Consider the following 26746-nt stretch of genomic DNA (forward strand, 5'->3'; position numbering starts at 1 on the left):
ATGCTGTTGAGTACATTCCACGGTGCGGGTAGCGTAAATCCTGGTTCAAAGGATGCAATCAGGTGTGTGATGATATCGCCCAATGACATCTTCCCGAATGTAACGGTGATGGTGTCAATGTTCTTGACACTATCATGCTGATATTGGGCTACAATACCTTCCCATTCGAGATATACCTGCGTATCCGGTGTGCCAAATTTATAGCCCACCTTGAAGCTCATGCCCAGCAGTATAGTATCTACTGTGATTACACCGGAAGCGTTGCCGTTGACGTAGTCCATCTGCAATGTCGCGGTGAGTTTGGGCAGAATGAAGCTTTGGTAATTCAACTGCCACTTAACGGTACCGCCTACACTGTATTTGTTTTTCTGGTCTGTTGCGCCGGGTGCGGGTGTGTATACGGTAACGTTTACTCCTTCGATATCCAGTGATGCCTGATCCACCCAGGCGGGGAGATTGGTGATACCCAGGGTGGAGAGGAACGTTTTCACCAGCTTCATGATGTTGATAGTAGCACCTGGCAGCATGGCTCCCTGGAATGTCCATCCGGCCGTGGGATCTGCTTTTTCTGCGCGGAGTTCCAGCGGGATATCGAGGATGTTGAGCTGTGTTCTGATAAACCCGCTGATGGTGCGGTCTGCGGAAGAGAAGGGGTTCTCTATATCCAGCGCCATCGCTGGATTTATAATATCGAGTACATTGAAGAATTTAATGTCTATCTCTGTTGATATATCGAAATTGATGCTGCTAACCGTTTTGGAGGTTGCATTATAGGTGATGTCGAGGGTGTTGAGATTGAAGCTGTCGAATTTGATATCAACCGGCAGGGCAGGCGCCTGCGTGCCGGACAGACCAGGCAGTGCGGTGAAAAATTCGTTGTATTTATCTATCTCAATATCGGCGGAAAAAGAGAGCAGCCATTCATCTTCACCAAATGGCAGATGTGCGCTGACATCCAGTTCTACGGTGGCAGACTGCATTTTCAGATTAAATACGCCGTCGATGTCTAGTGTAAATGTTGGCTTGGCCGGTACCCTGTTGAACTGCATCATGACACGCAGCTTCTCGATAGCAAAGCCGCTGGCTACCTGCCAGGGGTGCGGATTGGAGATGATGACGGTTACATCATAGATCTTTTTTATAGACGGATTAAAGAGTATACTCAGTTGACTAATGCCGAAGTTACTCAGCACTGGTATTTCGGGCGGCATGCTGCCTAGTACATTTTCGCCGGGGAAGAGCCCCAGAACATCGTATATACCGCCTGTCAATGTTTGTTCAGTGGAGAATGTCAGCGACCATTGGTTGGCTGGCATATTGCTGTTGATGGGCACGGCCAGTGATATAGCCAGGTCAGTTTTGCCAATGCGGAAAGTACCGGTGACATTAAAATTGGGGGTCCGTTGATTATTGACAGGATTGACATATGTGATGAGGGCAAAGCCGAAGTTCTTCAGCGAAAGCCCTCCTGCACCTGGAATAATGGGGAAATCGACATTGGACGAAAGGACGGAGAGTGTCAATGCGAAGGTTACAGAAGAGGCGTTCAGCTGAATACCCGGAAATGGGATAGCAGGAAATATATTTGGATCGGCCAGTCTGTTCAGCGGGAGTAATCCCATCTGTGACAGCTGAATGATCGAGAGGTTGTTCAGGATTGAGTCCAGTACTGTTTCCAGTATATCGCCTTTTGTATTGATCAGTTGCAATACGCCGTCGTTATCCTGGTTATACAGATTCACTTTCCCGGAGACAGACAGGATGTTGTTTTTCACCGTTATATCAGCGGCAGTAAGCGTGAATACCATGCTTTGCAGCGACAGCATTTTAAGCAGGAATGGAAAACGATTACTGGGAATCAGTGCCGGGGTCAGTGTCAGCTGACCGGACTGTATCTGCTGTTGTAGTTTTTGTGCTAATTGCTGGAGATCCATAGTTACTGTTTTAACAGATATTCATCAAGGTGCGTTCTTGTGGCATTGGAATGCCGATAATAGCTGATTCGTGCCGTTGCTACCACCATTGGATCATGGCGCTGTATTACGATGGCACTGAAATGTAGACAGCGGTTGATTGGTGTTATTGTAATAGTTTATACGGAATACATAGAACTGGCTCTGCGTGGTGATATTTTGTGGTTCTACTTTCAATACGTAGCTGTCTTTATAATTCACATTTTTAGACTGATACTGGTTGTTGCCATGTACGCCGGTTGTGCTGTAATCATTGCCATAGCTGAAGTTAGTACTGTCTTTATTGGCGAACAGGCTGATGGCGGAAGTGCGGCAGGTTCTTTTTGTGCCGCTTTTAAAATTGTACAGGTTGGTGATATAGATTCCGCGGTTATTGACCCCTACTGGTCTGCTGGCGGCATCCCATTCGGAGAGCGGATCAAGTATGGTATCTATACGTGCCTGAAATGCTGGTTCCGGTAAGCCCCATCTTGACATATAGCCGGCAGACAGGAACATGGCACAGGCGGAGAAGTCCAGCAGGTCTTTGCTGGAGCTGCAATCGCTGCCGTGGTGACTTGTTTTGAAAGCACAGACATGGCCGACAGCCGTTGCGCCGCCAGCATCCTGATTGAAAGGATAGCTTGTGCCGCTATAAAGACTACCGAAACCGCCATTAATGGAAGCTTCCTGATCGATGTAAGCAGTGCAGCCGGTATTCTCGTATCCGCCCATATCTCCGGCGGTGAAGTAGCGGAACTGCCCATATTCAAGGACGAAACCCAGCGAGAAATTATTGGCATTATTACGTCCGCCAATACCATTATCGACGGTAGCGCCACCGGTACTATAAGTATAACCGGAGCTGGCTAAGCATTTAAGGGTGAGCGGTACACCATTCACGGTACCAAGCGGCAGCACTTTGCCTATATCGTCGGGGAAGGTGGTAACGATTTTGCTGCGTTCCCGGAGGTAAGCATTATTGTAGGCTGTTCTCAGGGCATTCTTGTATATCGATGCGTCGCCGGCTTTTTTAGCGCCTCTGTCGGGCGTGGCTTGTGGCGGGTTAATGGGCCCATATGTAGGGCCCAGTGTATATCCTCCGGGATCAATCACGGAGTCGGCCCTGAAGATGTTACCGGCGCCTAATCTGTTGAAGCCTGCATAGTGATCTTTATGGAAATGGGTCAGGATGAGATATTTGAACGTAACCGGCATGTTGACGGCGCCGAAATAATTATTGAAGTAGCCTTGCAGAAATCTGTCTGTTCCCGAGTTGCCGCCATCTATCAATATCTTCACGGGGTAGGTATTGGCAGCAGTATCATGTACCACAATCATTGTTGCGTCGCCATTTTCAACATTGATGTGATGTATTTCCAGGATTTCATGTTGGGCTGCTGTTGCCAGCGGCATCAGCAGCAGGCTAAGCCAGAAGTACCTGTGGATTTTTTTATAGCGGATAGTGTTGTACATGGGAATGAATTTTTAGAAAGAAAAGCAGGGGTGGACACCGGATCATGGTGGCGATGTGTTACGGTGACACTGGAAGGTTGACAGCACCTGGTAGGTTGCATTGTTAAAATTGACACGATATACATAGAACTGACTTTGAGTGGTGATATTCTGTGGTTCTACTTTCAACACATAGGAGTCTTTATAACGCGCGTCCTTGCTCTGATACTGGTTATTGCCGTGCACACCGGTAGCGCTGTAATCGTTGCCATAGCTAAAGTTGGTGCTGTCCTTGTTAGCAAACAGGTCAACGGCAGTACTGCGGCATCTGTATTTAGAGCCGCTTTTAAAATTGTAAAGATTGGTAACATATACACCGCGATTGCTGACACTTAACGGACGTGAGGCGGCGGACCATTCGGAAAGCGGCACCAGGCCGGTGTCCAGCCGTTCCTGAAATGATGGTATAGGCAGGCCCCACTTCGACATATTGCCTGCGGAGATGAATGCTGCACACGCAGTAAACCGCAGGAGGCTGAGGTTGGTGCTGCAGTCGCTGCCATGGTGGTTTACCTTGAAAGCGCAGATATGGCCACGTGTGGAGATCTGTGCAGCCTGGTTATTAAAATAATAGCTTTTTGTTTTATACAGGGAGTCGAGATTATCATCTACATTATTTTCCTGATCGATATATGCGGAACAGGTACCGTTGCCATATCCTCCCATATCGCCGGCCGTAAAGTAGCGGAACTGGCCGTACTCAAGTATAAAACCCAACGTGAAATTATTGGGGTTGACCTTATTGGAGGGGTTGTTGTTCTTTGCTCCTTTGTAGTACGTATAACCTGCGGCGCCTATGCATCGTAGTGTTACTGGTACGCCGTTGACGGTACCCAGCGGAAGTATTTTATTAAGGTCGCCGGGGAAAGTAGTAATGATCATGCTGCGGGACCGCAGGAAACCGCCGGTGTATGCCGTCTTGATGGCGTTCTTGTACGTTGTTGCAGCATTCATTGCGCCCCGGTTTATGGTGGAATCAGGCGGCCGGATATTTGCATAAGTGCTGGTTAGTTTATATCCACCGGGATCAATAATTGTGTCTGCTCTGAAAATAGTACCATTGCCCAGTTTGTTGAACCCCTTATAATGGTCCTGGTGAAAATGGCTCAGGATAAGATATTTAAATGTAACCGGTATGTTGGTGGCGCCAAATATATTGGTGAAGTATCCCTGCAGAAATTTGTCTGTCCCTGAGTTGCCGCCATCTATCAATATTTTCATGGGGTAGGTGTTGGCCGTGGTATCGTGTATAACAATCATGGTGGCATCACCATTCTCCACATTGATATGATGTATTTCCAGTATCTCGTTCTGGGCTGCAGTACATAGCGGTACCAGGAGACAGAGGAAGCAGCAGTATCTGCGAAGTATGTTATGTATTAGCTGATGAAACATTGATTGTTTATTGAATGATGAGTATTTAGCTATGGCGTGTTGCGGTGACACTGAAAATTTCCCGCCGGCGCCATAATAACGCCCTTTGCATAATTCGTCCGGTATAAATAGAAAGTACATTGTGTGGTGATATTGAGGGGTTCTACCTTCAATATATAATTGTCCTTACATAATCTGTCCTTACTGGTACCCGTCATATTGGTGGTTGCGGCGCCTGCGGCATCGTAATCATTGCCATAACTGAAATAGGTATCGTCTCTGTTCGCGAACAATTGCACTGCATATTTCCGGCAACTGTCTCTGTTACCTCCGTGATAGTTGAAGTCATATAGATTAGTTGCATAGAAGCCTCTGTCAGATATGCCGAATGGCCTTGTTGCGGAAGTGCGGTTGGATAGCGGTATCCAGGTGGTGTCCAGCCGGCGTTGAAAGTCGGGGTGGGGTAATCCCCAGCTATCCTTGGACCCTGCCGAAATAACAGCTACGGCAGGCCGTATCCGTAGAAAAGTGGCATTCGAGCTGTGGTCACTACCGTGATGACTTGCTTTGAAGGCGCAGATATGCCCTCTTGTACTGTCTTTAGTAGCCGTTGAGTCATAGCTGTAACTGAATGCATGAAGCAATGTGTCTAAACCACCGGCCAGGACGGTTTCCTGATCCCTGAAATTGCCGCCGTTTTCTCCACCCAGATCACCGGCGGAGAGATAGCGGAATTCGCCATATTGCAGAACGAAACCAAGTGAGTAATCATTAGGGCTATTGCTAGCGGATACGCCGCAGTACACGGAGTCTCCCTTGCGCCCATAAGCATATGCAGCCCCCGTTACACAGGTAAGGGTAACAGGCACTCCGTTAACAGTACCGATGGTAACAGATTTCCCAATATCTCTGGGAAAGGAAGTAATGACGCTGCTTCTCGATTTAAGCAGTCCGCTATCATAGGCCATTTTCAATGCCTTCAGGTATGTTTTTACGAACATCGGCTTGGCGCTTGTTGACGTTGCTTTTGCATAATATCCTCTCGCATAATCTGCCTTGCTTGAGTCAGGAGGCTTAATGGGTGCATAAGCATTGCCAAGTGGATAGCCACCGACATCTATGATGGTGTCGATCTGGATGAAATCACGCCTTCCGATGTATTTAAAGCCATTGTAATGATCATTGTGGTGATGGCTTAGTATTACATATTTAAAGCGAGCAAGCGGCATTGAATCATTGAAATAATTTTTGAAGTAGGTAGCCAGGAAAACGTTGGAGGTTTTTATGCCCCCGTCAATCAGCACTTTCACCGGGAATGTATTACTTGCGGTATCATGTATAACAATCATGGTGGCATCACCATCTTCCACATTGATATGATGTATTTCCAACAACTCGTTCTGCGCTACGGCACACAGCGGTATCAACAGGTTTATACAGCATATTATACTGTACAGTTTTCTTTTGAGGGAAAAGAGAAACATATGGTTGATGTTTTAAGGTGTTGGGGATTTCATTTCTTCACGTAAGCAGCATACCAGCCAAGGCTTTCCGGTGGCGCATCCTGATCGGGGTTGCCAAAGAGGAAGAAGCCGATATTGCCGCCCGGCGGAAAGGAAAGGCTTAGTAGTTTCACAGCAATATTGTTGATCTTCATGAGGTAGGCCATCTTACCGGTAGTACTGCCATCCGCCAGGGACATAGATACTGAGCCGATGTCCAGTTTCAGTACACCTTGCAGGCTGAAGAAGGGAGCCTGCGGATTTACGCCGGGGAGCTTCAGCGCGGCGGCGGTGCCGCTGCCGCCTACATTCCATGCTGCCAGGAAAGTGGTATTGAAACCTGCTGCTGAAGCCAACGCACCAAGCGTACCCATGTTGAGTGTAAATACCAGTCCGTACCAATCACCTGAAATGCCTTCCTGTGGCTGGTTTATCCATTGTGTTACATTGAGGAATCCCTGTGATGCAGGTGTATTATCTTTTGTGCCGGTGGTCATGCCGGTGAGTTGTAGCGGGAAATGCCGGTACAGGCTGTCGTTGCGGGCTGTGCTCTGGCCGATGTCTGCGGAAAGGTGGCTGATGTCGAAGCGGAAGGTGCGGGTGGATGGTGTTTCCAGCGGGAAGTCCATGTCGAGGTTCAGTCCTGCGCAGGCAATACCGGCACCATGCGGAGATCCGTTCGTTTCACTACCGAAAGAGAGGATATCAAAATCACTCAGTTTGTTGAAGTTGATGAATCCCCAGCAGGAGAAGACTGACTGTACAATGCCCTGGCCGCCACTTTGTGGTACGGTGGTGCTGAAGGAGGCCTTCTGTATTTCCACATCCTGTATGATGGCACTATCAACATAGATGAGGTTATCGTCTGTGCCAACAAATGTATAAGCCGGTACGCCGTTATGGTTTTCACAGGTGCCGCGTAATATCAAGAGGTTCTCCCTGTTATCTGCTTTGGTTCTTTCTCCGAAAAGTTTATTGAGCGTCAGTGCGATGTTGCTGTTGAAGTTAACGACCTTGGCATTGCTGAACAGTACTTTGAGATTGAGTACTTTAAAGTCGTAGTCTACATCGGTATTGATCGGCGCTTCTTTTTTATATCTTTCTACTGATTGTCCCAGTGAAGCAAATACCTGGTCTTCATAATCAATCAAACCAAACAGGGCGCTCACAGGCAACATCGATAATGCTCCGTTATCATTGTGCACTACACTGATGTCTATGCCAAAGTGGTGTGCATTGAAGCGCTGCAGGTCGATACCTGCAAGCAGTCCTTGAAGTGCTGCAGGGAAATGTTGCACATCCACTTTGATGGCAAGCGCCAGAACGCCCTGCCATTCCGGGTCAGTAACTGCTGTATAGAATTTATAGTAATCGTTGTCTTTATTAACTGTATAATTATTGATACCCGTCTGCACATACTGCTGTAACCACGCGGATAGCATTTGCAGGCCGTTGTTGTCTGTCATGTTGAACTGATCAGCCATTGTCCATCCCTGGGGATTGCTGATATGATCAGTCAGTGCGCCGTTACGGAATTTGAAGATCAGCACATTGTTGAACTGGCCATATACATTCTGTTGTGGCACATCCAGTATGAAAGGCCAGCCGTCCATGTACATTTCATTGCTGAAGGAGCCGAGTAAAGGATTGCCGCCTACAGTGGGATTGAAGGAAATGACGTTGAACAGCTGATTGGTCTGGAAGGCGCTTTGCAGGGTATGGCCAAGATCGCTGAAGAAAAGTTTGTAGAGTGGCGACGTGTTACCATCACTTTGCAGATACTGGTTGCTGGCCAGTTGCATCAGTTTCCAGATGCTGGTGTTTTTGTCTGTCTCGATGTAGAAGCCTTGCGGACTTGTGCCTGGTATAATATCAGCAGCTGTATTTTGCATGGACTTGCGGGCCTGCATTAACTGCTGCTGCTGCTTTACGCCAATTACGTTTTTGCGCTGCGGGCTGATTATCTGTAGTTCGTATTGTCTGATGTCAGTAAGTGCATTGCTGGATTGAGCGGCGCCATAGGAGGCCATCGGGAATATAATGGTATCTGAAAGCACACCTGCATTTGGTACCAGGCTGCCCAATACTTCCTTGTTGTCTGTAAATACATCCTGGCCGGCAGCAAACAGGGAAGCGCCGACGGGTTGGGCGTGATAGATAACGGTGGCGTTGCTGGTACTACCTTGCTGCATTGCGGCCCAGGCTGTCTGGTAGCTGGTGTTGAGCAAGGGAAGTACATTACCGTCGTCGTCCAGATTGGGATCTCCAGCTAAGGGAAACCGGTCGGCATATGCGGCCTGTTTGGGTGTAAAGCACAGGAGATCGCCCGTGCTGCCATTTACTTCGGGTGTGAAGCTCACGCTTTCTGTGCCGGCAAGGCCGTTCATGAAGCGCATTTGTTTATTACTGTCGAGATAAACGGCATCCTTGCTATCCAGTACTACGGTGAAGTTTCCGGAAGGTACCATGTACCATTTCTGTGTACTGGCAGCATCGCTGCAACTGAATACCAGCAGGGCGCTGCCGGGGCCGGGATAGTTGTCTGTACCGTTAATAGCGGACAGGCTGACTACTGGTTTCATCATGAGTTGATAACCATAATCGGCAGTATAGTAGGTATTGAACAACGTATCACCGGAGAGGAGGGTATCTGAATTAACGGTTTGCCCGAGGAGCGCAAAGTAGGTTCCTGTCTTATGCGCATTTAACATGTCGACAGGGTTAATACTTGCCTGGCAGAGGAGGAGGTCGTTGAGACTGCCGTTGGGGATTACGGGATAGCTGATGGCAGAAAGCGAATTATCAGCTGCGCTGGTGTAGAAATATTTTATGCTGAGGTCATAGGCTACCGCACTAAAGTCTCTGGCCATATTGAAGCCAAGTACAAAGCGCATGCATCCTCTTCCAATACCGGTAAACGGGATGATCAGGGGCAGGGGCTGTGTAACGGTGCTGGAGGCAACGCTGTTAGCGCTTAAAGTGAGTTGTGTTGGCTGATCGTTGATATTGAGTGAGAAAAGGCTATTGTCATTATCGACGGTAAAAAATAATTGGATGTTACCGATGTACAGCGCCGCGTAGTTGTTGCCGAAGCTAAAGTTCATTTGCTGTTGTATGACGAAGCCACCCGTTCCGTACTGCTGGAGGAAGAGGGCTGTTACATTATCTGCGGTAAGGGCGTCGTCGGGGGCGTTGAGCCACATCAATGCATTATCGGGTGTTAGCCGGGGAACATTGGTCATGTAAGTCCATACATTTTGCACCAGTGTATCGGCACCGATGAGAGGCGCTGTGCTGGCAAAAAGATAATAGCCTTTAATGACAGCTGTGTCTTTGAGGCTGAGGGTACTTTGGCTGGAGGACGTGCCGGATGCCAGCACAAAAGCGCACCAGCCGTTATCGTCAGGAGTGGTGTATAGCGAGGCGTTACCCGAATTGGTGTTGCTGAATGCGAAGGTACTCATAGGACTCAGCGGTTTATTGTTTGTTGCGGGCGCGGTGGTGAAATGCCATTGGCATACCATGCAGCGAGCACGCCTTTGAAAACGAAGCTGCGGTTGTTAGCGGATACGCTGTAACTGATATCGCCATTTAGCATGCCTGGTGTATCTTTCAATGAAGGGAACATTGTCAGTGAACCTTTCGCTGACCCGTTTCCCAGAACCAGATCAAAAATATACGTGCTGCTTGTTGGCGTCAGTCTGCACAGGCCCGCCAGCTGTGTATTCAGTAATAACACACAGGTTACGGTGTTGCCGGAGCTGTCGATCTTGTATATTATCTGCAGGTCGCCCAGGATGCGTTGTGAGCATTGGCCGGGAGTGGAAAATACGGCAGGGAGGCAATCGTCGGCTTTTGGTTGTTGAGCGTATAGGAAGGAGGAGATCAGCAACAACAGGATTGCACCTGTTGTTGCTGGTATTTTTACAGGCATCTTATCATATTAATGCTCCTTGGCTGTTGCCTTTTTAGCCTTCGCTCCTGCGGTGCCATTGGATGTCCAGTCAGCAATATCGGCAGAAAACGGCGTATCATTTTTTCCGTGCTGATCGGTGCCGCTTCCGTCTACAAAAACATTTCCATCCACGAATCCCTGGGCGGCTGTAAATGTAGCCTGGTTAATAACTAATACTTGTTGTCCTCTTTTGTATGTTTCCGGGCCGGCAGTTGGCTGAATGGGTGAGAGTACCATTTTACCGAGTAACCCTGCGGCAGAGCTGTATTCGATTGTAGCTACCTGCATGCCACCCTGAAGGGTAACAGTAGTTTTTGCGGAAATAGAGTTTACCAGCGGTGTTGTCTGGCTATAAGGGAAGGCCATGTTAATAGGATTTTGAAGGTTAAAAAAAATGATGTTTAATTACAGCAGTAAAGGTAGGATGACTGTTTTTTTGTATAAACCGTATTTATCCCGTGAGGCATGCGTAATATTACGCTTGTTCTGTTTGTTTTTTTTCTTTATACTTCCACGATATTCTGTCTGATGGCATATAGCACAATACCGGCGGTTCCCCGTACATTCATCTTTTCCATGATCCGTAACCGGTAGCCTTCCACTGTTCTATTGCTTAATTCCAGCCTGGCTGCTATTTCTTTGCTTGCCATATCCTGGCATATCAGCTGGATGATTTGTTTCTCTCGCGCACTAAACAGCTCTCTTTGTGTAGCAGTACGGGTACTGGAAAAGAGGCGCAAGGCATGTGAAGCAATTGCACGGCAATAATAAGGTTTCTTATTATATACATCATGAATGGCTTCGAGTATCTCCAGCCTGTCGCATTGTCTGAGCAGAAAGCCCTGAACACCGGCCTGCAGCATATAACCCAGCATGGGTATATCATCGAGCAGCGACAGAGCGATGATGTTTACATCCGGTAATGCTTTGGGTACGTATTGCAGCACGGTTGTATTGTCTCCGACATCAAATGACGGATCTGTGAGGAGGATGTCTGGTTGTAATACTGTAAGTGCGGTAGCAAGCTCATTGCCATTGGTAGTGGTGCCCAGGAGATCTATATCCGGTACGGCTTGCAGCATATGGGCAAGCCCTTCTAGATATACTTCCTGGTGGTCCGCGATGAACAGACGGATGGGATAGTAATGTTTCATACGACAAGCAGTTCCCAGTCACTGTATTTCACAGGCTGGTTATTTTGAGTAAGAGGCTCTTTCGCTTATGATCTTGTGTGCATACTTTCTGAGGTGTATTGTTGCCCGGAATTCCATTCAAGGAAAGCGGTTTTTTTTTGGAGCATATTGTCTTGTAATATCGTCCGGTTTGTTGATTATGTCTTTTATATTAATGGAGGCGATGGAATAAAGGTAAGGGAATTTTTAATAGGGGATACCGGGAAAAATAGGGGTTGACAAATGTTTCTCACAAAGAAGCATTTGCTTTTTTGCGAGAAACATTTGGTCAGGTTAGTACTTCTTATAATAGATAAGCTCGCCAGCTTCGCCGTTGCCGGCACCTTCGCTGGGAATGAAGAGTGTAACCAAGAGGGCACGCTGGCCGTTAATAGTAATGTTGGTGATCGTGGGATTGGCGAAAGCGGTGCTATGATTATCTGTAACAATATGGAGGGTGTCAGCATTGCCAGTCTGATAATCGTAGAGGTAAGTTCTCCAGCTGCCGAAGTCGCCTTTTATTCCCTGGCCTTCGATGAGTCCGAACTGATAGCTGTTGAACCAGGTAGCGTCGCGGTCGCCGATATTTCCTTTGACGCCCCAGTATAGCAAGGCGTTATCGAAGTTGGGTTGTTTTTGAGTGGACCAGGAATTAAAGTTGGTGAGTGTGCCACGGGCCTGGCGGTCTACGTCGCAGTTCGCATAATAGTGGTGGCCGACGTCGAGTCTGGTGATGCTGGCGGAGTAGAGATTAGGTGTTCCTTCTGCGCAGGTGGAGAGTGTTTGCGGCGCATCGAAACTTTTGCTGACAGCGCCGTTTTTCAGATTCTGCCAGCTGCTGAAGTAGGTAAATTTCAGGTGGTTTTTGGGTTCCTGTTCCCAAGCCATAATAAATCCACCTTCGGCAGCAACGGCGATGGTGGGTTGTGATGCGCTGCCTGTGTTGCTTCCGGCGAGTTCTCTGATCCATGTCCAGTTGAGTGCGTCAGGAGAGGAGGCCAGGTTTACTTTGGCTTCGCCATTCACATAGGTATGATATACCGCAATGAAGCCACCTTCCGGATTGGGAATGATTTTAGCGCAATCCATTGTGTGGCCGACGTTGTCTTTAGCGTTGTATTTTCGTGCATCCGCTGACGTTACCTTTTCGATGTAACCTCTCAGTACAGCTCTGACGGGATCGGATGGTGGCGCCGCTAATCCGGCAATTGGATTAGGAGTACTGATCGTTTTACCGGGAGCGTCTGTGAAAGTGGATTTGCTGCAGGACGTAAATAGTATGCATATGCTCAGCATACGGATGAGTGGAGTTGCCATAATATTTCGGAATTTAGGAATTTTGAGATGTAGGAATTTTGAAATGTTGCCAGTATCAACAAATCCATACTTAATGGTGTGACACAATTTTCGCCGCATTTCAAAATTCCTACATCTCAAAATTCCTAAATTCCTAAATATTCTCTAAATAAGCTAAGTTTATAGTATAATTATGATGAAATCATCAGTGGGTCAACGGCAGAGGAATAACTGATCATACTACTTTGCGCCATAGCAGGCGGAACTGTTAGCATCTTTGTAAATGAAAAGTACTACTGCATTCTTTCTATGTGTATAATACGTAATGATTATATGTAATGCGAATTTAATTATTAAATAATAATATTTGTTACTAATTTATACCTCTGAAAAATAGCAGCCATTGTAAATGGGAAACCTGGCTTTTCTTTAGCCGTATAAATTATATTCCACGGTATGATTTATATAAAAGAAGTGATATGAATATAAACGATGCTGAACTGGTTGTACAGTTACAAAACAATGAAGTAAATGCTTTTGATAGCCTGTACTGGAAATATCACCAGGCTGTATACCGGAATATTTTCAAGTTTGTGAAGGATGCTGCTGTCACAGAAGATATATTGCAGGAGGTATTTGCGCGTCTGTGGGAGAAGCGGGAATCGATTCGCCCGGACCAGCCCGTGAGTGGATGGTTGTTTGTCATCAGCTTCAACCTATCGGTTACCTATATACGAAAAAAGATGCGTGAGCAGGCGTTGCACAAGAATATTCTTGCGCAGGAGGCAGGGGATATACCGGTTGCTGATCATGCCTCGATGAATGAAGAGCAGTATAATCTGCTGGTGAAAGCCATTGCGCAGTTATCTCCCAAGAAAAGGACGATTGTTACCCGTTGTAAACTGGAGGGAAAGACCTATGATGAAGTGGCGAGTGAGCTGAATATCTCCCGGAATACGGTGAAAGAGCATTTGTCTGCTGCTATGCTTATCCTCAATGATTATATGCAGCGAAACGGCGACCCCAGGTATATTTTATTATTATTGTTTTTCCTGAATTATAGGGGTACACTTTCTTAAAATGAATGATTATTATATTATCATTAAAATAATATGAAAATCTTTTAAAAAAAGACAGAAAACCACCCACCCATTTTTCTTACCCAGGCGTATTTACATTAAACCCGTCGCGATAGTGTATAACAGAAAAGAATATCTAAGACAACTGTTACATGTTGATAAATGGTCTCCCGAAGAGCAAGATTGGATGCGGGCCTATCTGGAAGGTGACGACCTATCCGATTTGGAAACAGTAGCAATGGAAGATTATCAGGCAGACCTGCAGATGATGAAGGAGAAGCTGGACAAACGTTTATCAGCGCGCATGCTGAAAAATATTCACGAGCGTCTTGGTCTGAACAACAGGAAATTTGCCGGAACGTTCACACTTTACAGGCGTTGGGTGGCCGCGGCGGCTGCGGTAATATTGGTGCTGGGTGCAGCGTGGTATCTCACCCGGCAGCAACAGGTGAAGATGGTGGCTGTCACGGCGCAATCTGAGCGGAAGACTGTTACACTGCCTGACGGCTCACTGGTATTTCTGGAGAAAGGCTCCGGTATTACCTTTCCGGATAACTTCGGAAAAACTGCACGCGAAGTGGATCTCAGGGGAGAAGCTTTTTTTGAAGTAAAGCAGAATGCTGTACGCCCATTTACGATTTCTTCTGAACTGATCAAAACCACTGTACTTGGTACTTCGTTTAACATGGATGTACATCTGGGAAAAGCCGCCAGGGTTACGGTGGTATCCGGAATGGTACAGGTGAACACCACCGCAGTAACACAAGGAAGCAACCAGCAGCTGGTACTTACCGCTAACAAGGGGATGGTATACCATCCTGGTTCCAGCCAGATGCAACTTATAGATGGAACTGAGGACGCCAGGTTCCTAACACAGCGACGCAATGGTAAATTTGTATACAAAGGGACTGCTGTTTCACAGGTACTCAACGACCTGCAGCGATATTACGATATCCCGGTCAAAGCCCCCGGAGCTGTGGGACAGTGCAGCTTCTACGGTGATTTCAGTATAAACGATGAATTAAATAAAGTGCTAACATTAATTGCCGTAACATTAAATGCCCGAATTGAAAAAGATACCGAAGGAAACGGCTATACGATAGTAGGTGGAAATTGCCAATAGGTCTGATCACCCGGAAAACCGTTAACCAGGACTGTATCCTTATTTGTGTCTTAAGAACTGTTGACCTTAAACAGCTTCAGTAACGTCTGTAGTATTGCCGGTAAAACTATCCGCCGGCTTTACCAGGAATTGGTTTTTTTTGAACCTGCCATTAGTATGACCAGATATAACCTATCCGGTTATCAGGCTCTTATTGCCCAAAATTAACTGTTGAAAATTTATCTGTTAATATCAACCAAATGAGATCAAACTATGACAACAACGCCATCACCGCTCTCCGGCTAATCTCTTAATGGTCCTATACTGCTGAAAGAAGTGTCGCTGCAATGCAGCTGGCTCTTTATTGCCCGGTTCTTACGAGGAACCGGAATGGGAATCCTATTACCCGGAATGAAAACATTCAACAACTATTTATGCTCAGAAAAACCCGACATTATCTCTGCTATCTTGTGCTGCTGCTGGCTGTGCTGCACGCTCATGCCGGCCCGGCGGGCACGCAGGATGCGCTGGAGAAGAAAATTACCCTTCACCTGCACGATGTATTGCTGCGGGATGCGCTGGAAAAAATAGGCTCCCTGGCTGAAGTCTCTTTTGTGTATACCAGCAATGAAGCGCTCAACACCAACAAAGTAAGCATTGCTGCACAGAATGAGAAAGTGGGCGACCTGCTGAACAAGCTGCTGACGCCATATTCCCTTTCCTATAGCGTCATGTACAATCGGATTGTCATCAGGCGGGATAGCAACAGAAAGGTGGCCACGCTAACGGCACCGGCTATACTAAAACAAGTACAGCCACGTATTACTGATGTAAAAGGCGTAGTTACTACAGAAAAGAGAGAACCACTGCCGGGTGTTACTGTTATGGTGAAAGGTTCTTCACGCGGCACTACAACTAACGACAGAGGTGAATATGAGTTGAAGCGTCTTGCCTCAGATGCTGTACTGGTATTTAATTTCACCGGATACAGGATGGAGGAGGTCAGCTCTGCGCAATTCAGAAACGGTGTGCTCAATGTAACGCTGAGAGAGAAACCTACCCACCTGCAGGAAGTGGTGGTAACGGGTTTCCAGAGTATTGAGAAAACGAAATTTTCCGGTGCTGCTACCCGTCTGAAAGGCGAAGATGTGAAGATAGACGGTATGACGGATGTGAGCCGTATGCTGGAAGGCAAGGTGGCTGGTGTGGCGATACAGAACGTTTCCGGTACCTTCGGCACAGCGCCGAAAGTCCGTATTCGCGGCGCTACTTCTATCAATGGAGATAACAAACCTTTGTGGGTGGTAGATGGTGTGGTGCTGGAAGATGTGGTCAATATCTCCAACGATCAGTTGTCGAGCGGTGATCCCACGACCTTGCTGGGCAGCGCTGTGGCTGGTCTTAACTCTAATGATATTGAGAGCTTCGACATCCTCAAGGATGCCGCAGCTACTGCGTTGTACGGCGCCCGTGCCATGAACGGCGTAGTCGTGATTACTACCAAGAAGGGCCGTGCAGGCAAGCCTGTTATTGCCTATAGCGGTAACTTCAGCACACAGCTGAAGCCCAATTACAATAACTTCAACATCATGAACTCCGCTCAGCAGATGTCTGTGCTGGCGGAGCTGGAAAGGAAAGGAATCCTTACTTCTGATATTCTTTCCCGTGCAGACATAGGTGTATTTGGCAAAATGTATGATTTGCTGAATGCCGGCCCTGACGGCAATTTCCCGGTTACCAATGATCCGGCTTCGAGGAAAGCCTTCTTAATGCGCTATGCCAATGCCAACACCGATTGGTTTGGCCTCCTGTTCCGTAACAATTTTGTCCAGGAACATTCACTCAGCATCTCTACAGGTACAGACAAATCGCAATCTTATTTCTCTACCAGCTTCTATAGTGATAACGGATGGACGCTGGCCGACAAAGTAAACCGTTATACGCTCAATTTCCGCAACACGTACAAACTTTCAGACAGACTTACCACCGGTTTCTCGGCGCTCGCTTCTGTGCGCCAGCAGAAGGCTCCCGGTGCGCTCAGCCGCAGCAGCAACCCGGTGGAAGGTCAGTATGACCGCGACTTTGACATTAACCCGTTCAGCTATTCTTTGAATACCAGCCGTACACTTACCGCGTACGACCAGAACGGGAAACTGGAATACTTCAGGAGGAATTTTGCGCCCTTCAATATCATCAATGAGCTCAGGAACAACTACCTGGATCTGAACATGATGGACCTGCGCCTGCAGGGTGATCTTGCCTGGAAGCTCACCAAGAACCTGCGCTATGAATTTACCGGCGCTATCAGGTATGTGAAATCTTCCCGTGAGCATCAGATCACTGAGAACGCTAATATGGCCAATGCTTACAGGGCGGCTGACAATGCTACCATTGCACAGCGCAATAAATTCCTGTACCGCGATCCGGATAATCCGGATGCGCAGCCTGTGATCGTGCTACCTGCCGGTGGTTTTTACAACCGCACGGAAGATCAGCTGATCAACTATGACTTCAGGAATTCGCTTAACTATACTGATACGTTTGCACAGCGGCATCATCTCAATGTGCTCATTGGTCAGCAGGTGAAGGCGGCCGACAGGCAGAACGCTTCCAACACAGGTTATGGCTACCAGTATGAAAACGGTGGCCAGCCTTTTATTGATTACCGCATACTGAAGCAAACGATAGAAAGCAATTTCCCTTACTACGGAATGGGGCGGGATTACGACCGCTTTGCGGCGTTCTATGCCACTTCCACTTATGCCTATGACGGGAAGTATAACCTCACTGCTACAGCGCGTTACGATGGGTCCAACAGGCTGGGGCAATCCAGTAAAGCCAGGTGGCTGCCCACGTGGAGTGTAGCAGGTTCCTGGAACATAGACCGCGAGCCTTTCATGCAGCGGTTCTCGAAACTGGATTACCTCACGTTACGCGCCAGCTATGGCCTCACCGCCAGCATGGGGCCGGCCACGAATTCCAATATTGTCTACCAGACAATTAATACGAACAGGCCGCATCTCAGTGAAGTAGAGTCTGTGATCCGGTTATCGCATTTGCAGAATGATGACCTTACCTGGGAAAAACTGTATACCACCAACATTGGTATGGATGCAGGGTTCTTCAGTAACCGCCTGAATATTGCACTGGATGTATACAGCAGGAAAAGCTTTGATCTCATCAGTATTATTAAGACATCCGGCATCGGCGGCGAGATGTTCAAGGCCGCTAACTATGCTGATATGACCTCCCAGGGTGTGGAGCTGATGATAGGAGGGGACCTGGTGCGGAAAAAGGAATGGGGACTGAAAACCAATCTCACCTTTGGTTACAACACCAACAAGATCACCAATGCCAAGAATACACCGGGCATTTTCGATCTCGTGGTGGCTGAAGGCGGCAACAAGGAAGGGTATCCGGTGCATAGCCTGTTCTCTATACAATACAAGGGACTTGATCCCAAAACAGGTACGCCGCAGTTCATTAATCAGAAAGGTGAGACCAGCCCGGATGTGTACCTGCAGGATCAGAATACCGGTTATCTCGTTTACCAGGGACCGGTGGACCCTCCGATAACGGGCGGATTCTCCAATACGTTCCGCTATAAGGCGTTTTCGCTGAATGTGTTCTTTACTTACCAATGGGGCAATAAGATCCGGTTGTATCCTGCATTCAAGACAGCTTACTCTGACCTGGATGCGATGCCGAAAGAGTTTTATGACCGCTGGATCATGCCTGGAGATGAACAACAGACTAACGTACCATCTATCCTCGATGCATTCCAACAGCGAATGATCCGGGGAGCCTATCCCTACAACAATTACAACTACTCGACGGAAAGGGTGGCCAAAGGAGATTTTATCCGATTGAAAACAGTATCCCTGACCTGGCAGCTGCCCGCGTCGCTGGTACGGCGCGTGGGCTTCAATGGCGTGTCCGTAACCGGAGCTGCTATTAACCCATGGTTAATCTATGCCGACAGTAAACTTCAGGGGCAGGACCCGGAGTTTTTCAATGCCGGCGGCGTGGCGCAGCCTATCCAGAAACAGTTCACCTTTTCCATTAAAGTAGGTATTTAAATCAGCCGGTATGAAATATCGAGATATAACATATACGTATAAACGAAAAATACAGCCTGCGGCATTGGCATTGCTGGTAACAGCAGCTGCCTTGCTGGGCGGTTGTAAGAAGTACCTGGAGCAGGTGCCGGACAGTACCTGGACAGACCTCAGTTCTCCTTCCAAGGTGTCTAAACTGCTGGGTACAGCGTACCCGCAAGCCACCTACATTGTGATGTGTGAATCCATGTCGGACAATGTAGCGGACAAGTTAACGGGAACGGATGAACGGCCTAATATTGACGCTTTCTTTTTTCGTGATATCCAATCTGTCAGCCAAGATTCACCGGAGGCCTACTGGGAGGCATGCTATAAGGCCATAGCCGCTGCCAACCAGGCCCTCCAGGCATGTAACAAGGCGGCAGATACGGCAGCCTACCGCGCACAGCGTGGTGAAGCACTGGTAGCGCGTGCCTATGCCCACTTTATGTTGGTGAACATTTTCTCAAAAATGTATGATCCGGCTTCTGCAGCTGTTGATCCCGGCATCCCCTATGTGACTGAGCCGGAAACGGTTGTGATAAAGAAGTATGACCGTAAAACGGTGTCTTATGTGTATGATATGATAGAGAAGGATTTGCAGGAAGGACTGCCGCTGATCAATGATGTGGCTTACACGGTTCCCCGTTATCATTTCAACAGGAGCGCTGCTTATGCTTTCGCCACACGTTTTTATCTCTTCAGGAAAGACTATGCGAAGGCAAGGCAGTTTGCGGACCGGACTTTCTCCAACAATGACATCGCGACCCACATACGGCCGTGGAATACAAAGTACAGCACGATGTCGCCGGCACAGATTTTTGATCTCTATGCCAGTGCTGCCGATGATGCCAATCTGCTGCTAGTGGAGACAGTGTCCAACTTTGGCCGCAACGTAGGCCGCTACCGTTACGATCTCGACTATGCCCGGCAGACACAGATCCTGGGCTATAACGTAACGGGAGGGGAATGGTGCTATCCGATTTACTACTACGGATCGCAGGATTATTTCGTACCGAAGCTCACAGAGTATTTCGTGAAGTCGTCCGTGAATGCCACTATCGGTGAGGCTTATGTGATGACGCCGCTCTTCACGACAGAAGAAGTACTGTTCAACCGTGCAGAAGCCAATGCATGGCTCAACAATCCCGACGATGTGCTGAAAGATCTGAATCTCTTTGCCAGTAAGCGTATCAGGAACTATGATCCCAATGTGCATGAGATCACGCTTGCATCAATAAAGGAGTTCTACAGCATCAGCGATACCAGGACCGCTTTGATCCGGACTATACTGGATTTCAAGCGAGCGGAATATGTGCAGGAAGGTATGCGCTGGTTTGACCTGATGAGATACAATGCCCCCATTACCCATCGTACCGGCGACGGGCAGGTGTTTGAACTGAAGCCCGGCGATAACCGCCGTGTGTTCCAGTTGCCCCAGTCTGTAACGATGTCGGGCCTTGCCCTCAACCCCAGATGATCAGCTTATTTATGAAATCTGAAGAAAAAAAACCTGAAAATGAAATACCTGCTCTTACTCCTCTCTCTTTGCTTCCTGCTCTCCTGCAGCAAGAGCAATGACATCGGTGTGATAGACGACATCCCCGGCCTGGGTGGCGACACCTGGATCAAGAGTCCGCTGGACCGCTGGTTGCATGATTCGCTTACCATACCGTACAATGTTGCTGTGAAATACAAGTGGGATCAGTTTGAATTTGATCTCACCAAAACCCTCGTACCGCCTAAAGAAGAAAAGGTAATACCTGTTATGCAGGCTATCAGGAAGGTATGGATGAACCCTTACATCGATGAAGCGGGCATGCTGTTCTTCAAAAAATACTGCCCCAAATTCTTCATCCTTTCCGGCAGCGCCAGCTGGAATGAGAACGGCACTATTACCCTTGGTACTGCTGAAGGTGGCCGCAAGGTGGTGCTTTATCTCGTGAATGATTTTTTCACCAGGGATATGCCCGGCTATCAGCCCGGCGATTCCGGCAATGTGAAACAGATGTTTCATGTGATTGAACACGAGTTCGGGCACATCCTGCATCAGACCATCATGTATCCTGTGGAGTTCAAGCGTATCTGTGCAGGGTTGTACACTGCCAACTGGAATAATATCACAGACGCGGCAGCCCGCCGTGACGGCTTTGTGACAGCTTATTCCATGGCGGCATTTGACGAAGATTTTGTGGAGATGATATCCATGATGCTGGTGGAAGGAAAAGCCGGTTTCGATAAGATCGTGAACGGCATTCCGCCTGGTGTCAGTCCCAATGGCGTAGCGCAGGCGGAGGCGCAGGCGCGGTTAAGGAAGAAAGAATCTATGGTGGTCAACTATTTCAAGACGGTATGGCATATCGATTTCTATAGTCTGCAAAGCCGTACCCGGAAAGAGATTGATCAGTTGCTCTATTAAATTAACCCTGTATGAAAACAAATCTATTCTGTTTAATACTAGTACTCATCACCGGACTATATGCCTGCAAAAAGGAGTTGGACCCTGTATTTGACAAGTCTCCGGATGCACGTATCAATGAAACGTTGCGTCAATATCAGGCTGTACTGACGGGAGCACCCTATGGCTGGAAGGCGCTGGTATATCCTGCCGGCGTACCCAACAGCGTGTTCAGTTTTTTCTTTCGTTTCAATGATTCCAACAGGGTGCAGATGTTCTCCGACCTGGATGGTACATCCAGCGTAAAGATGCGGGAGAGCAGCTGGCGGTTGAAATCACTGCAGCAGCCCAGTCTTCTCTTTGATACTTACTCTTATCTGCATGTATTGTGCGACCCAGATGCCGGTAACAATGGTGGTTCTTACGGACAGGGCCTCGGCTCAGACTTTGAGTTTGCCATTAACAGCCTGCATGGTGATACAATAGAACTCACCGGCCGCTTTCACAGCAGCAAAGCCCTGCTGGTAAAAGCTACCCAGCAGGATATGGACAATTATTATCAGCATCGCATGAACCGCGATATTGACAGCGTTTCCGCTATCCTCACTTATTTCCGCCGGCTCACTGCCGGTAATGCGAAATACGACATCAGGATCAGCCAAAATCTGCACCTGATGAACTTCACATGGGTCTATAAAGGGAAGGCACAAACCTTTACCACCGGGTACTACTATACGCCGGATGGTATTCGTTTGTCGCCCGCTTTCAATGACAGCACTTCAGTGATCAGCAGTATTGACAATATCCGCTGGAGCAACGGACAGCTGACCTGTTCTGTGAACGGCAGTGCCGCTACCATTGGTGAAACGGTGCGTCCGCTGGCGCTGGATGTGAATGCTCCGCAGCGTTGGTATAAGTATGCTTTGGACCGGGGCCGTTACTGGGGTTCGGATGAAGGCTTCCATGTTAACGGTGCGGATGATGCATTCCATATCCGTTCCCTGCCTGATTTCTTCCAGCTGGTATTCTGGCCGCAGGCACAGGGGGCCGGTGTTGATTTTGATATGCTTGGATTTGTGCTGAAAGTGGGAGATGCCAGGCCAACACTTAGTTACGGTCCCGCCTATACGCAGCCGGACTTTACCAGCGACGGCCGTGCGGTATTCAGTGATATAGGTCTCTATGGAAAACTTCCTCCCGATAAAACCCCCGTTCTGCGCTCACGTGCCGTGATGGCCAACCCCCAGGGATTCTACCTTATCCAGGTAGGACCTGTAGCCTACGACATGGTAAGTGCGAGTGATGGAAAATCGTGGATCAGCTGGAGTTTTTAAAATATGCCGCATGAAGATCCCCAACCAGAAAACCCAAAAATTATTTACATGAAAAAATATACAGCACTGTTTAGAATCACATGGATGTCAGTGATGTTGCTGATGCTGGCTTTACGGCTATCGGCGCAGACTGATATCAAGATCGGGAACGATGTATCGGGTAATAGCAGTACCGGGTATCCGTGTCCCTTGCAGGATTATTACGAAGGTAACAGATCACAGTACCTGATACGCGCTTCGGAGCTGACGGCGGCAGGAATGGGCCCCGGCGCGATCACTGCTATCCGCTTCCTGGTCAAGAATCTTAATACCACCACCACCATTGAGTTGTATGGTATTAAGATCGGAACAACTGCGGATACGGCTTTGAAGGGCGACAGCTGGGTACCCGTGACAACCAATGTTTATGGTCCGCTGGACTATCAGCCCGTGACAGGTCTTAACTCATTCAACCTGTCTTCACCTATGTTCTGGAATGGTGTTGATAATATTGTGGTGGAAGTGTGCAGTGGCGCTACCAATACCAATACAGGAGATTTGTATTCCAATAACCCTGAAGTACCTTATACAACAGGGCTTTCATTCAATGCTTCCCATACCTACCGCAGGGATAACGAAGATAATCTTTGCGGTACTGTCAATACAGACAATACCGGCAGCATGAACACCAGGCCGAATATCGTATTTGCCTGGACGCCTGCCGCCGCCTGTACAGGTACGCCTGCGGCAGGAACGGCAACTGCGAATCCGACCGCCGTATGTCTTAACGGTAACTTCACCGTTACCCTCAGCGGTACAACAGTCGCATCCGGCCTTACTTACCAGTGGCAGCGTTCTTCAGACAATGCGACCTGGACAGATATTAACGGTGAAACATCCAGCCAGCTTTCTTCTACACAATCGGCCACTTCTTACTATCGTTGTAAAGTGACGTGTACGGGAAGCGGCAGTTCTGCCTTCTCTACCAGTGCGGTGGTAACTTCCCCGACGTTGGTAAGCGGTACATTCACTATTAATAAGGCGTTGCCTACCGGTTCCGGCAACTTCGCTTCATTCAATGACGCATACAATTTTATCAAATGCGGGATCACTGGCGCGGTAGTGTTCAATGTAACCGCAGGCAGCGGCCCGTATAATGAGCAACTGGTACTGGCGCCGGTGCCTGGCGCATCCGGTACCAACACCATTACCTTTAACGGTAACGGAGATACGCTGCGCTTCCCTTGTACATCTGCCAACCGTGCGGTGATACAGCTGAACGGCGCGGATAACTTTACTTTCAAGAACCTGGTGATCAAACCGGTGCTCAGCGGTGCTACGACCTACGGTTGGGGCGTACATCTCCTTAATGATGCAGACAGCAACACGATCAGTAACTGTACGATCCTGCTGGACACTACATCTAATTCATCAACGAATCATGCAGGTATTGTGGTGAGCAGTTCTACTTCCTCGCCTACAGGTACCGGCAATGCTAAATGCGATTATAATACTTTCGACGGTAACACGATCAACGGTGGTTACTACGGTGTTGTAATGGCTGGCAGCATTGATTTTGCGAATGGTAACAATAAAATTATCAACAATAAAATTCAGAACTTCTATAGCTATGGTATTCATATCAACGGTTCTTTCAAAACGCTGATTGAGAATAACCAGATCAACAGGCCTACCAGAAGTAATTTAACTACCTTCTATGGTATTTATTTTACAGGCTTAAGCACCAGCGCGAATATTACCCGCAACAGGATCACCAATCCCTTTGGCGGTGCGTCCACCAAAACGGATGGCAGTTATGGTATCTACTTTACCAATACAGATGCGATCAGCCAGTTCCAGAATGTGGTGAGTAACAACGTGATCAGTGATTTCAGTGGTAAAGGAGATGCCTATGGTATCTACAACTCATCTTCTGATAATAACTGGTATCTGCACAATACCATTGTGCTGGATGGCTCAGCTACCACCTCTACGTCTTATACTACACGTGGTTTCACAGTCAGCTCCAAAGCAGATGGGGTTGAATTTGTCAATAACCTTATCTCTGTTACCCGCGGCGGCGGCGGTACCAAGTACGCTATTTATTTCGGCGCTACCAATGGAACTATTCACGCAAACAGAAATGATTATTATTTGTCAGTGCCGAGCGGAACCGCCTATGTTGGCTACTTCGGCGCTAACAACAGCAGTTTACTCGACTGGCAAACAGCATCAAAACAAGACACAAATTCCCTGGCCTCTAATCCATTGTTTGTATCAGCTTCAACAGGTAATTATCAACCCAACAATGCCTCTATTGACAACAAAGGCGAACCGGTTGGTATTACAGTAGATATAAACAACGTTGCGAGAAATGCTTCTACTCCGGATATCGGCGCATATGAATTTACACCTGGTCCTTGTACGACCCCACCGGTTGCAGGTACTGCACATGTGAGCACTACGCCGATATGCGTGAACAGGAAAGTGGCGTTGTCGCTCTCCGGTAATTCCGTTGGCCTGGGGCAAACCTATCAGTGGCAGACATCTGCTACTGCGGCCGGCCCGTATACCAATCTCGGAACCGTGCTGACCAACCCGGATACGGTGATTACTTCCACTACCACATTGTATTACAGGGCAGCGGTGACTTGTACCGGGAACACCACTTATTCAGATCCGGTATTGCTGACAGTGAACCCTGCATTGCCAGGTGGTATATATACTATCAACAAAGCACAGCCTACCAGCGGAGGCAACTACAATAGCTTCAATGCTGCCAAAGCAGCGATGGAGTGTGGTATTTCCGGTGCGGTGACGTTCAATGTGGTGGCCAATTCGGGTCCATACAACGAGCAGTTGGTGCTGGATTCCATTGCCGGTACTTCTTCCATTAATACAATTACGTTTAACGGTAATGGCAATACGATAAAATTTGCATCTACAGATGCCAATGAAAGAGCCGTGATCAAACTGCGCAGTACAGACTTCGTTACATTCGACAGCCTGACTATTGATGCAAGAGGTGGTTCTTACGGTTATGGCGTGCATATCTGGAACAATGCAGACAGCAACAAGATCAACCGTTGTACCGTGCTGCTTGACAATACAAGCTCTTATTCAGACTTCAGCGGTATCGTGATCAATGGTACTGACGGAGATCCGGATGATGGCAGCAGCAACTACAGCGAAGGCAATATCATCAGCAACAATAAAATCACCGGTGGTTATTTCGGTGTTAATATTTATACCGGCTATAATACAGAGGTTGGCAATAACAGTATCATCGGCAATACTATCAAGGATTCCTATAGCTCTGGTATACAGTTAAATAATGCAGTAAATACACTGGTAGACCACAACGACATCTCCAGGCCTACGCGTACTGATGAGCCTTACCAGCTTTACGGTATAGGCATCGGAAGTAAGAGCAATGGCGTGGTGATCAGCAGCAACAGGATACATAACCTGTTCGGCGGAAATTTCACCAGCACAACTACTGTCAACGTCATCAGCCATTCGTCTGCAGATGGCGCGAATGATAATCCGTCCAGGGTTTTCAATAACCTGATTTATGATATACGCAGTAATGGTGATATATATGGATTGTACAACAGCAGTTCTGACTATATCCACTACTATCATAACACGGTGGTGTTAAATGATGATAAGAATACTATTGACGTTGAAACAGGAGGTTATTACAATAGCAGTTTCGGCACTGTGGAAGGCAACCGTGTCTTCAATAATATCTTCGACATCAGCAGAAGCGGCCCTGGTTCCAGGTATGGACTATACGTACCTAGCAACGGTGCTTTTGCATCCGACTATAACGACATCTATGTAAAAAGCAGTGTGAACAAGGCTTATACTGGTAGCAAAGGCGCTAACTACACTACGCTTGCTGCCTGGAGAGCTGGTACTAAACTGGACAGCAATTCACTGGACATACAACCGGTATTTGCAGATCCGGTGGCCGGCAACTTTGCCC

The 26746-nt window shown here is 47.8% G+C and carries 16 protein-coding genes; 7 read left to right on the forward strand and 9 right to left on the reverse strand.

Features of this window, described 5'->3' with window-relative positions; all coding sequences use genetic code 11:
* The 9 genes from VM802_RS23510 to VM802_RS23550 all read right to left on the reverse strand — a co-directional run.
* On the reverse strand, nt 1–1934 hold a 1934-nt coding region (locus VM802_RS23510; RefSeq protein ID WP_325535215.1), incomplete at its 3' end, for a hypothetical protein.
* Between the two features lie 93 nt (nt 1935–2027).
* A complete protein-coding gene (locus VM802_RS23515; RefSeq protein ID WP_325535217.1) occupies nt 2028–3428 on the reverse strand; it encodes a ComEC/Rec2 family competence protein in 1401 nt (466 codons plus the stop codon).
* Between the two features lie 42 nt (nt 3429–3470).
* Nucleotides 3471–4862: a ComEC/Rec2 family competence protein gene (locus tag VM802_RS23520; protein ID WP_325535219.1), complete on the reverse strand. Its 1392-nt coding sequence runs from the start codon at nt 4860–4862 to the stop codon at nt 3471–3473.
* A gap of 29 nt (nt 4863–4891) precedes the next feature.
* Nucleotides 4892–6325 carry a ComEC/Rec2 family competence protein gene (locus VM802_RS23525; protein ID WP_325535221.1) on the reverse strand — a complete coding sequence of 478 codons (1434 nt, stop codon included), beginning with the start codon at nt 6323–6325 and terminating at the stop codon, nt 4892–4894.
* Nucleotides 6326–6354: 29 nt separating this feature from the next.
* The gene (locus tag VM802_RS23530) at nt 6355–9807 is read right to left on the reverse strand and encodes a hypothetical protein (RefSeq protein ID WP_325535223.1); all 3453 of its coding nucleotides are present in this window, start codon (nt 9805–9807) and stop codon (nt 6355–6357) included.
* A 5-nt stretch (nt 9808–9812) separates the two neighbouring features.
* Nucleotides 9813–10277 carry a hypothetical protein gene (locus VM802_RS23535; protein WP_325535225.1) on the reverse strand — a complete coding sequence of 155 codons (465 nt, stop codon included), beginning with the start codon at nt 10275–10277 and terminating at the stop codon, nt 9813–9815.
* A gap of 9 nt (nt 10278–10286) precedes the next feature.
* Nucleotides 10287–10664: a hypothetical protein gene (locus VM802_RS23540; RefSeq protein ID WP_325535227.1), complete on the reverse strand. Its 378-nt coding sequence runs from the start codon at nt 10662–10664 to the stop codon at nt 10287–10289.
* 137 nt (nt 10665–10801) lie between these two features.
* Complete coding sequence (locus tag VM802_RS23545) at nt 10802–11452, reverse strand: LuxR C-terminal-related transcriptional regulator (RefSeq protein WP_325535229.1); 651 nt, start codon at nt 11450–11452, stop codon at nt 10802–10804.
* A gap of 312 nt (nt 11453–11764) precedes the next feature.
* Nucleotides 11765–12787, reverse strand: coding sequence for a hypothetical protein (locus VM802_RS23550; RefSeq protein ID WP_325535231.1), 1023 nt, complete (start codon nt 12785–12787; stop codon nt 11765–11767).
* Nucleotides 12788–13245: 458 nt separating this feature from the next.
* Between VM802_RS23550 and VM802_RS23555 the strand changes: the two genes are divergently transcribed.
* The 7 genes from VM802_RS23555 to VM802_RS23585 all read left to right on the forward strand — a co-directional run.
* Nucleotides 13246–13845, forward strand: a complete 600-nt coding sequence (locus VM802_RS23555) for an RNA polymerase sigma factor (RefSeq protein WP_325535233.1) — start codon at nt 13246–13248, stop codon at nt 13843–13845.
* Nucleotides 13846–13960: 115 nt separating this feature from the next.
* Nucleotides 13961–14968, forward strand: a complete 1008-nt coding sequence (locus VM802_RS23560) for a FecR family protein (protein ID WP_325535235.1) — start codon at nt 13961–13963, stop codon at nt 14966–14968.
* A gap of 413 nt (nt 14969–15381) precedes the next feature.
* Entirely contained in the window at nt 15382–19026 is a 3645-nt protein-coding gene (locus VM802_RS23565) for a SusC/RagA family TonB-linked outer membrane protein (RefSeq protein WP_325535237.1), read from the forward strand.
* 10 nt (nt 19027–19036) lie between these two features.
* The gene (locus VM802_RS23570) at nt 19037–20524 is read left to right on the forward strand and encodes a RagB/SusD family nutrient uptake outer membrane protein (protein ID WP_325535239.1); all 1488 of its coding nucleotides are present in this window, start codon (nt 19037–19039) and stop codon (nt 20522–20524) included.
* Nucleotides 20525–20563: 39 nt separating this feature from the next.
* Complete coding sequence (locus tag VM802_RS23575; RefSeq protein WP_325535241.1) at nt 20564–21463, forward strand: zinc-binding metallopeptidase; 900 nt, start codon at nt 20564–20566, stop codon at nt 21461–21463.
* An 11-nt stretch (nt 21464–21474) separates the two neighbouring features.
* Nucleotides 21475–22776: a DUF4302 domain-containing protein gene (locus VM802_RS23580; protein WP_325535243.1), complete on the forward strand. Its 1302-nt coding sequence runs from the start codon at nt 21475–21477 to the stop codon at nt 22774–22776.
* Nucleotides 22777–22824: 48 nt separating this feature from the next.
* The coding region (locus tag VM802_RS23585; RefSeq protein WP_325535245.1) for a DUF8696 domain-containing protein at nt 22825–26746 on the forward strand (3922 nt) is incomplete at its 3' end.

Source organism: Chitinophaga sp. (assembly GCF_035538455.1).
GTDB lineage: Bacteria > Bacteroidota > Bacteroidia > Chitinophagales > Chitinophagaceae > Chitinophaga.

Bases quoted from the DNA above. Each gene is read 5' to 3' on its own strand.
- VM802_RS23555 (WP_325535233.1), top strand. From the start codon at position 13,246: ATGAATATAAACGATGCTGAACTGGTTGTACAGTTACAAAACAATGAA.
- VM802_RS23550 (WP_325535231.1), bottom strand. From the start codon at position 12,787: ATGGCAACTCCACTCATCCGTATGCTGAGCATATGCATACTATTTACG.
- VM802_RS23540 (WP_325535227.1), bottom strand. From the start codon at position 10,664: ATGGCCTTCCCTTATAGCCAGACAACACCGCTGGTAAACTCTATTTCC.
- VM802_RS23580 (WP_325535243.1), top strand. From the start codon at position 21,475: ATGAAAACAAATCTATTCTGTTTAATACTAGTACTCATCACCGGACTA.
- VM802_RS23575 (WP_325535241.1), top strand. From the start codon at position 20,564: ATGAAATACCTGCTCTTACTCCTCTCTCTTTGCTTCCTGCTCTCCTGC.
- VM802_RS23570 (WP_325535239.1), top strand. From the start codon at position 19,037: ATGAAATATCGAGATATAACATATACGTATAAACGAAAAATACAGCCT.
- VM802_RS23525 (WP_325535221.1), bottom strand. From the start codon at position 6,325: ATGTTTCTCTTTTCCCTCAAAAGAAAACTGTACAGTATAATATGCTGT.
- VM802_RS23565 (WP_325535237.1), top strand. From the start codon at position 15,382: ATGCTCAGAAAAACCCGACATTATCTCTGCTATCTTGTGCTGCTGCTG.
- VM802_RS23535 (WP_325535225.1), bottom strand. From the start codon at position 10,277: ATGCCTGTAAAAATACCAGCAACAACAGGTGCAATCCTGTTGTTGCTG.
- VM802_RS23520 (WP_325535219.1), bottom strand. From the start codon at position 4,862: ATGTTTCATCAGCTAATACATAACATACTTCGCAGATACTGCTGCTTC.
- VM802_RS23545 (WP_325535229.1), bottom strand. From the start codon at position 11,452: ATGAAACATTACTATCCCATCCGTCTGTTCATCGCGGACCACCAGGAA.
- VM802_RS23515 (WP_325535217.1), bottom strand. From the start codon at position 3,428: ATGTACAACACTATCCGCTATAAAAAAATCCACAGGTACTTCTGGCTT.
- VM802_RS23530 (WP_325535223.1), bottom strand. From the start codon at position 9,807: ATGAGTACCTTCGCATTCAGCAACACCAATTCGGGTAACGCCTCGCTA.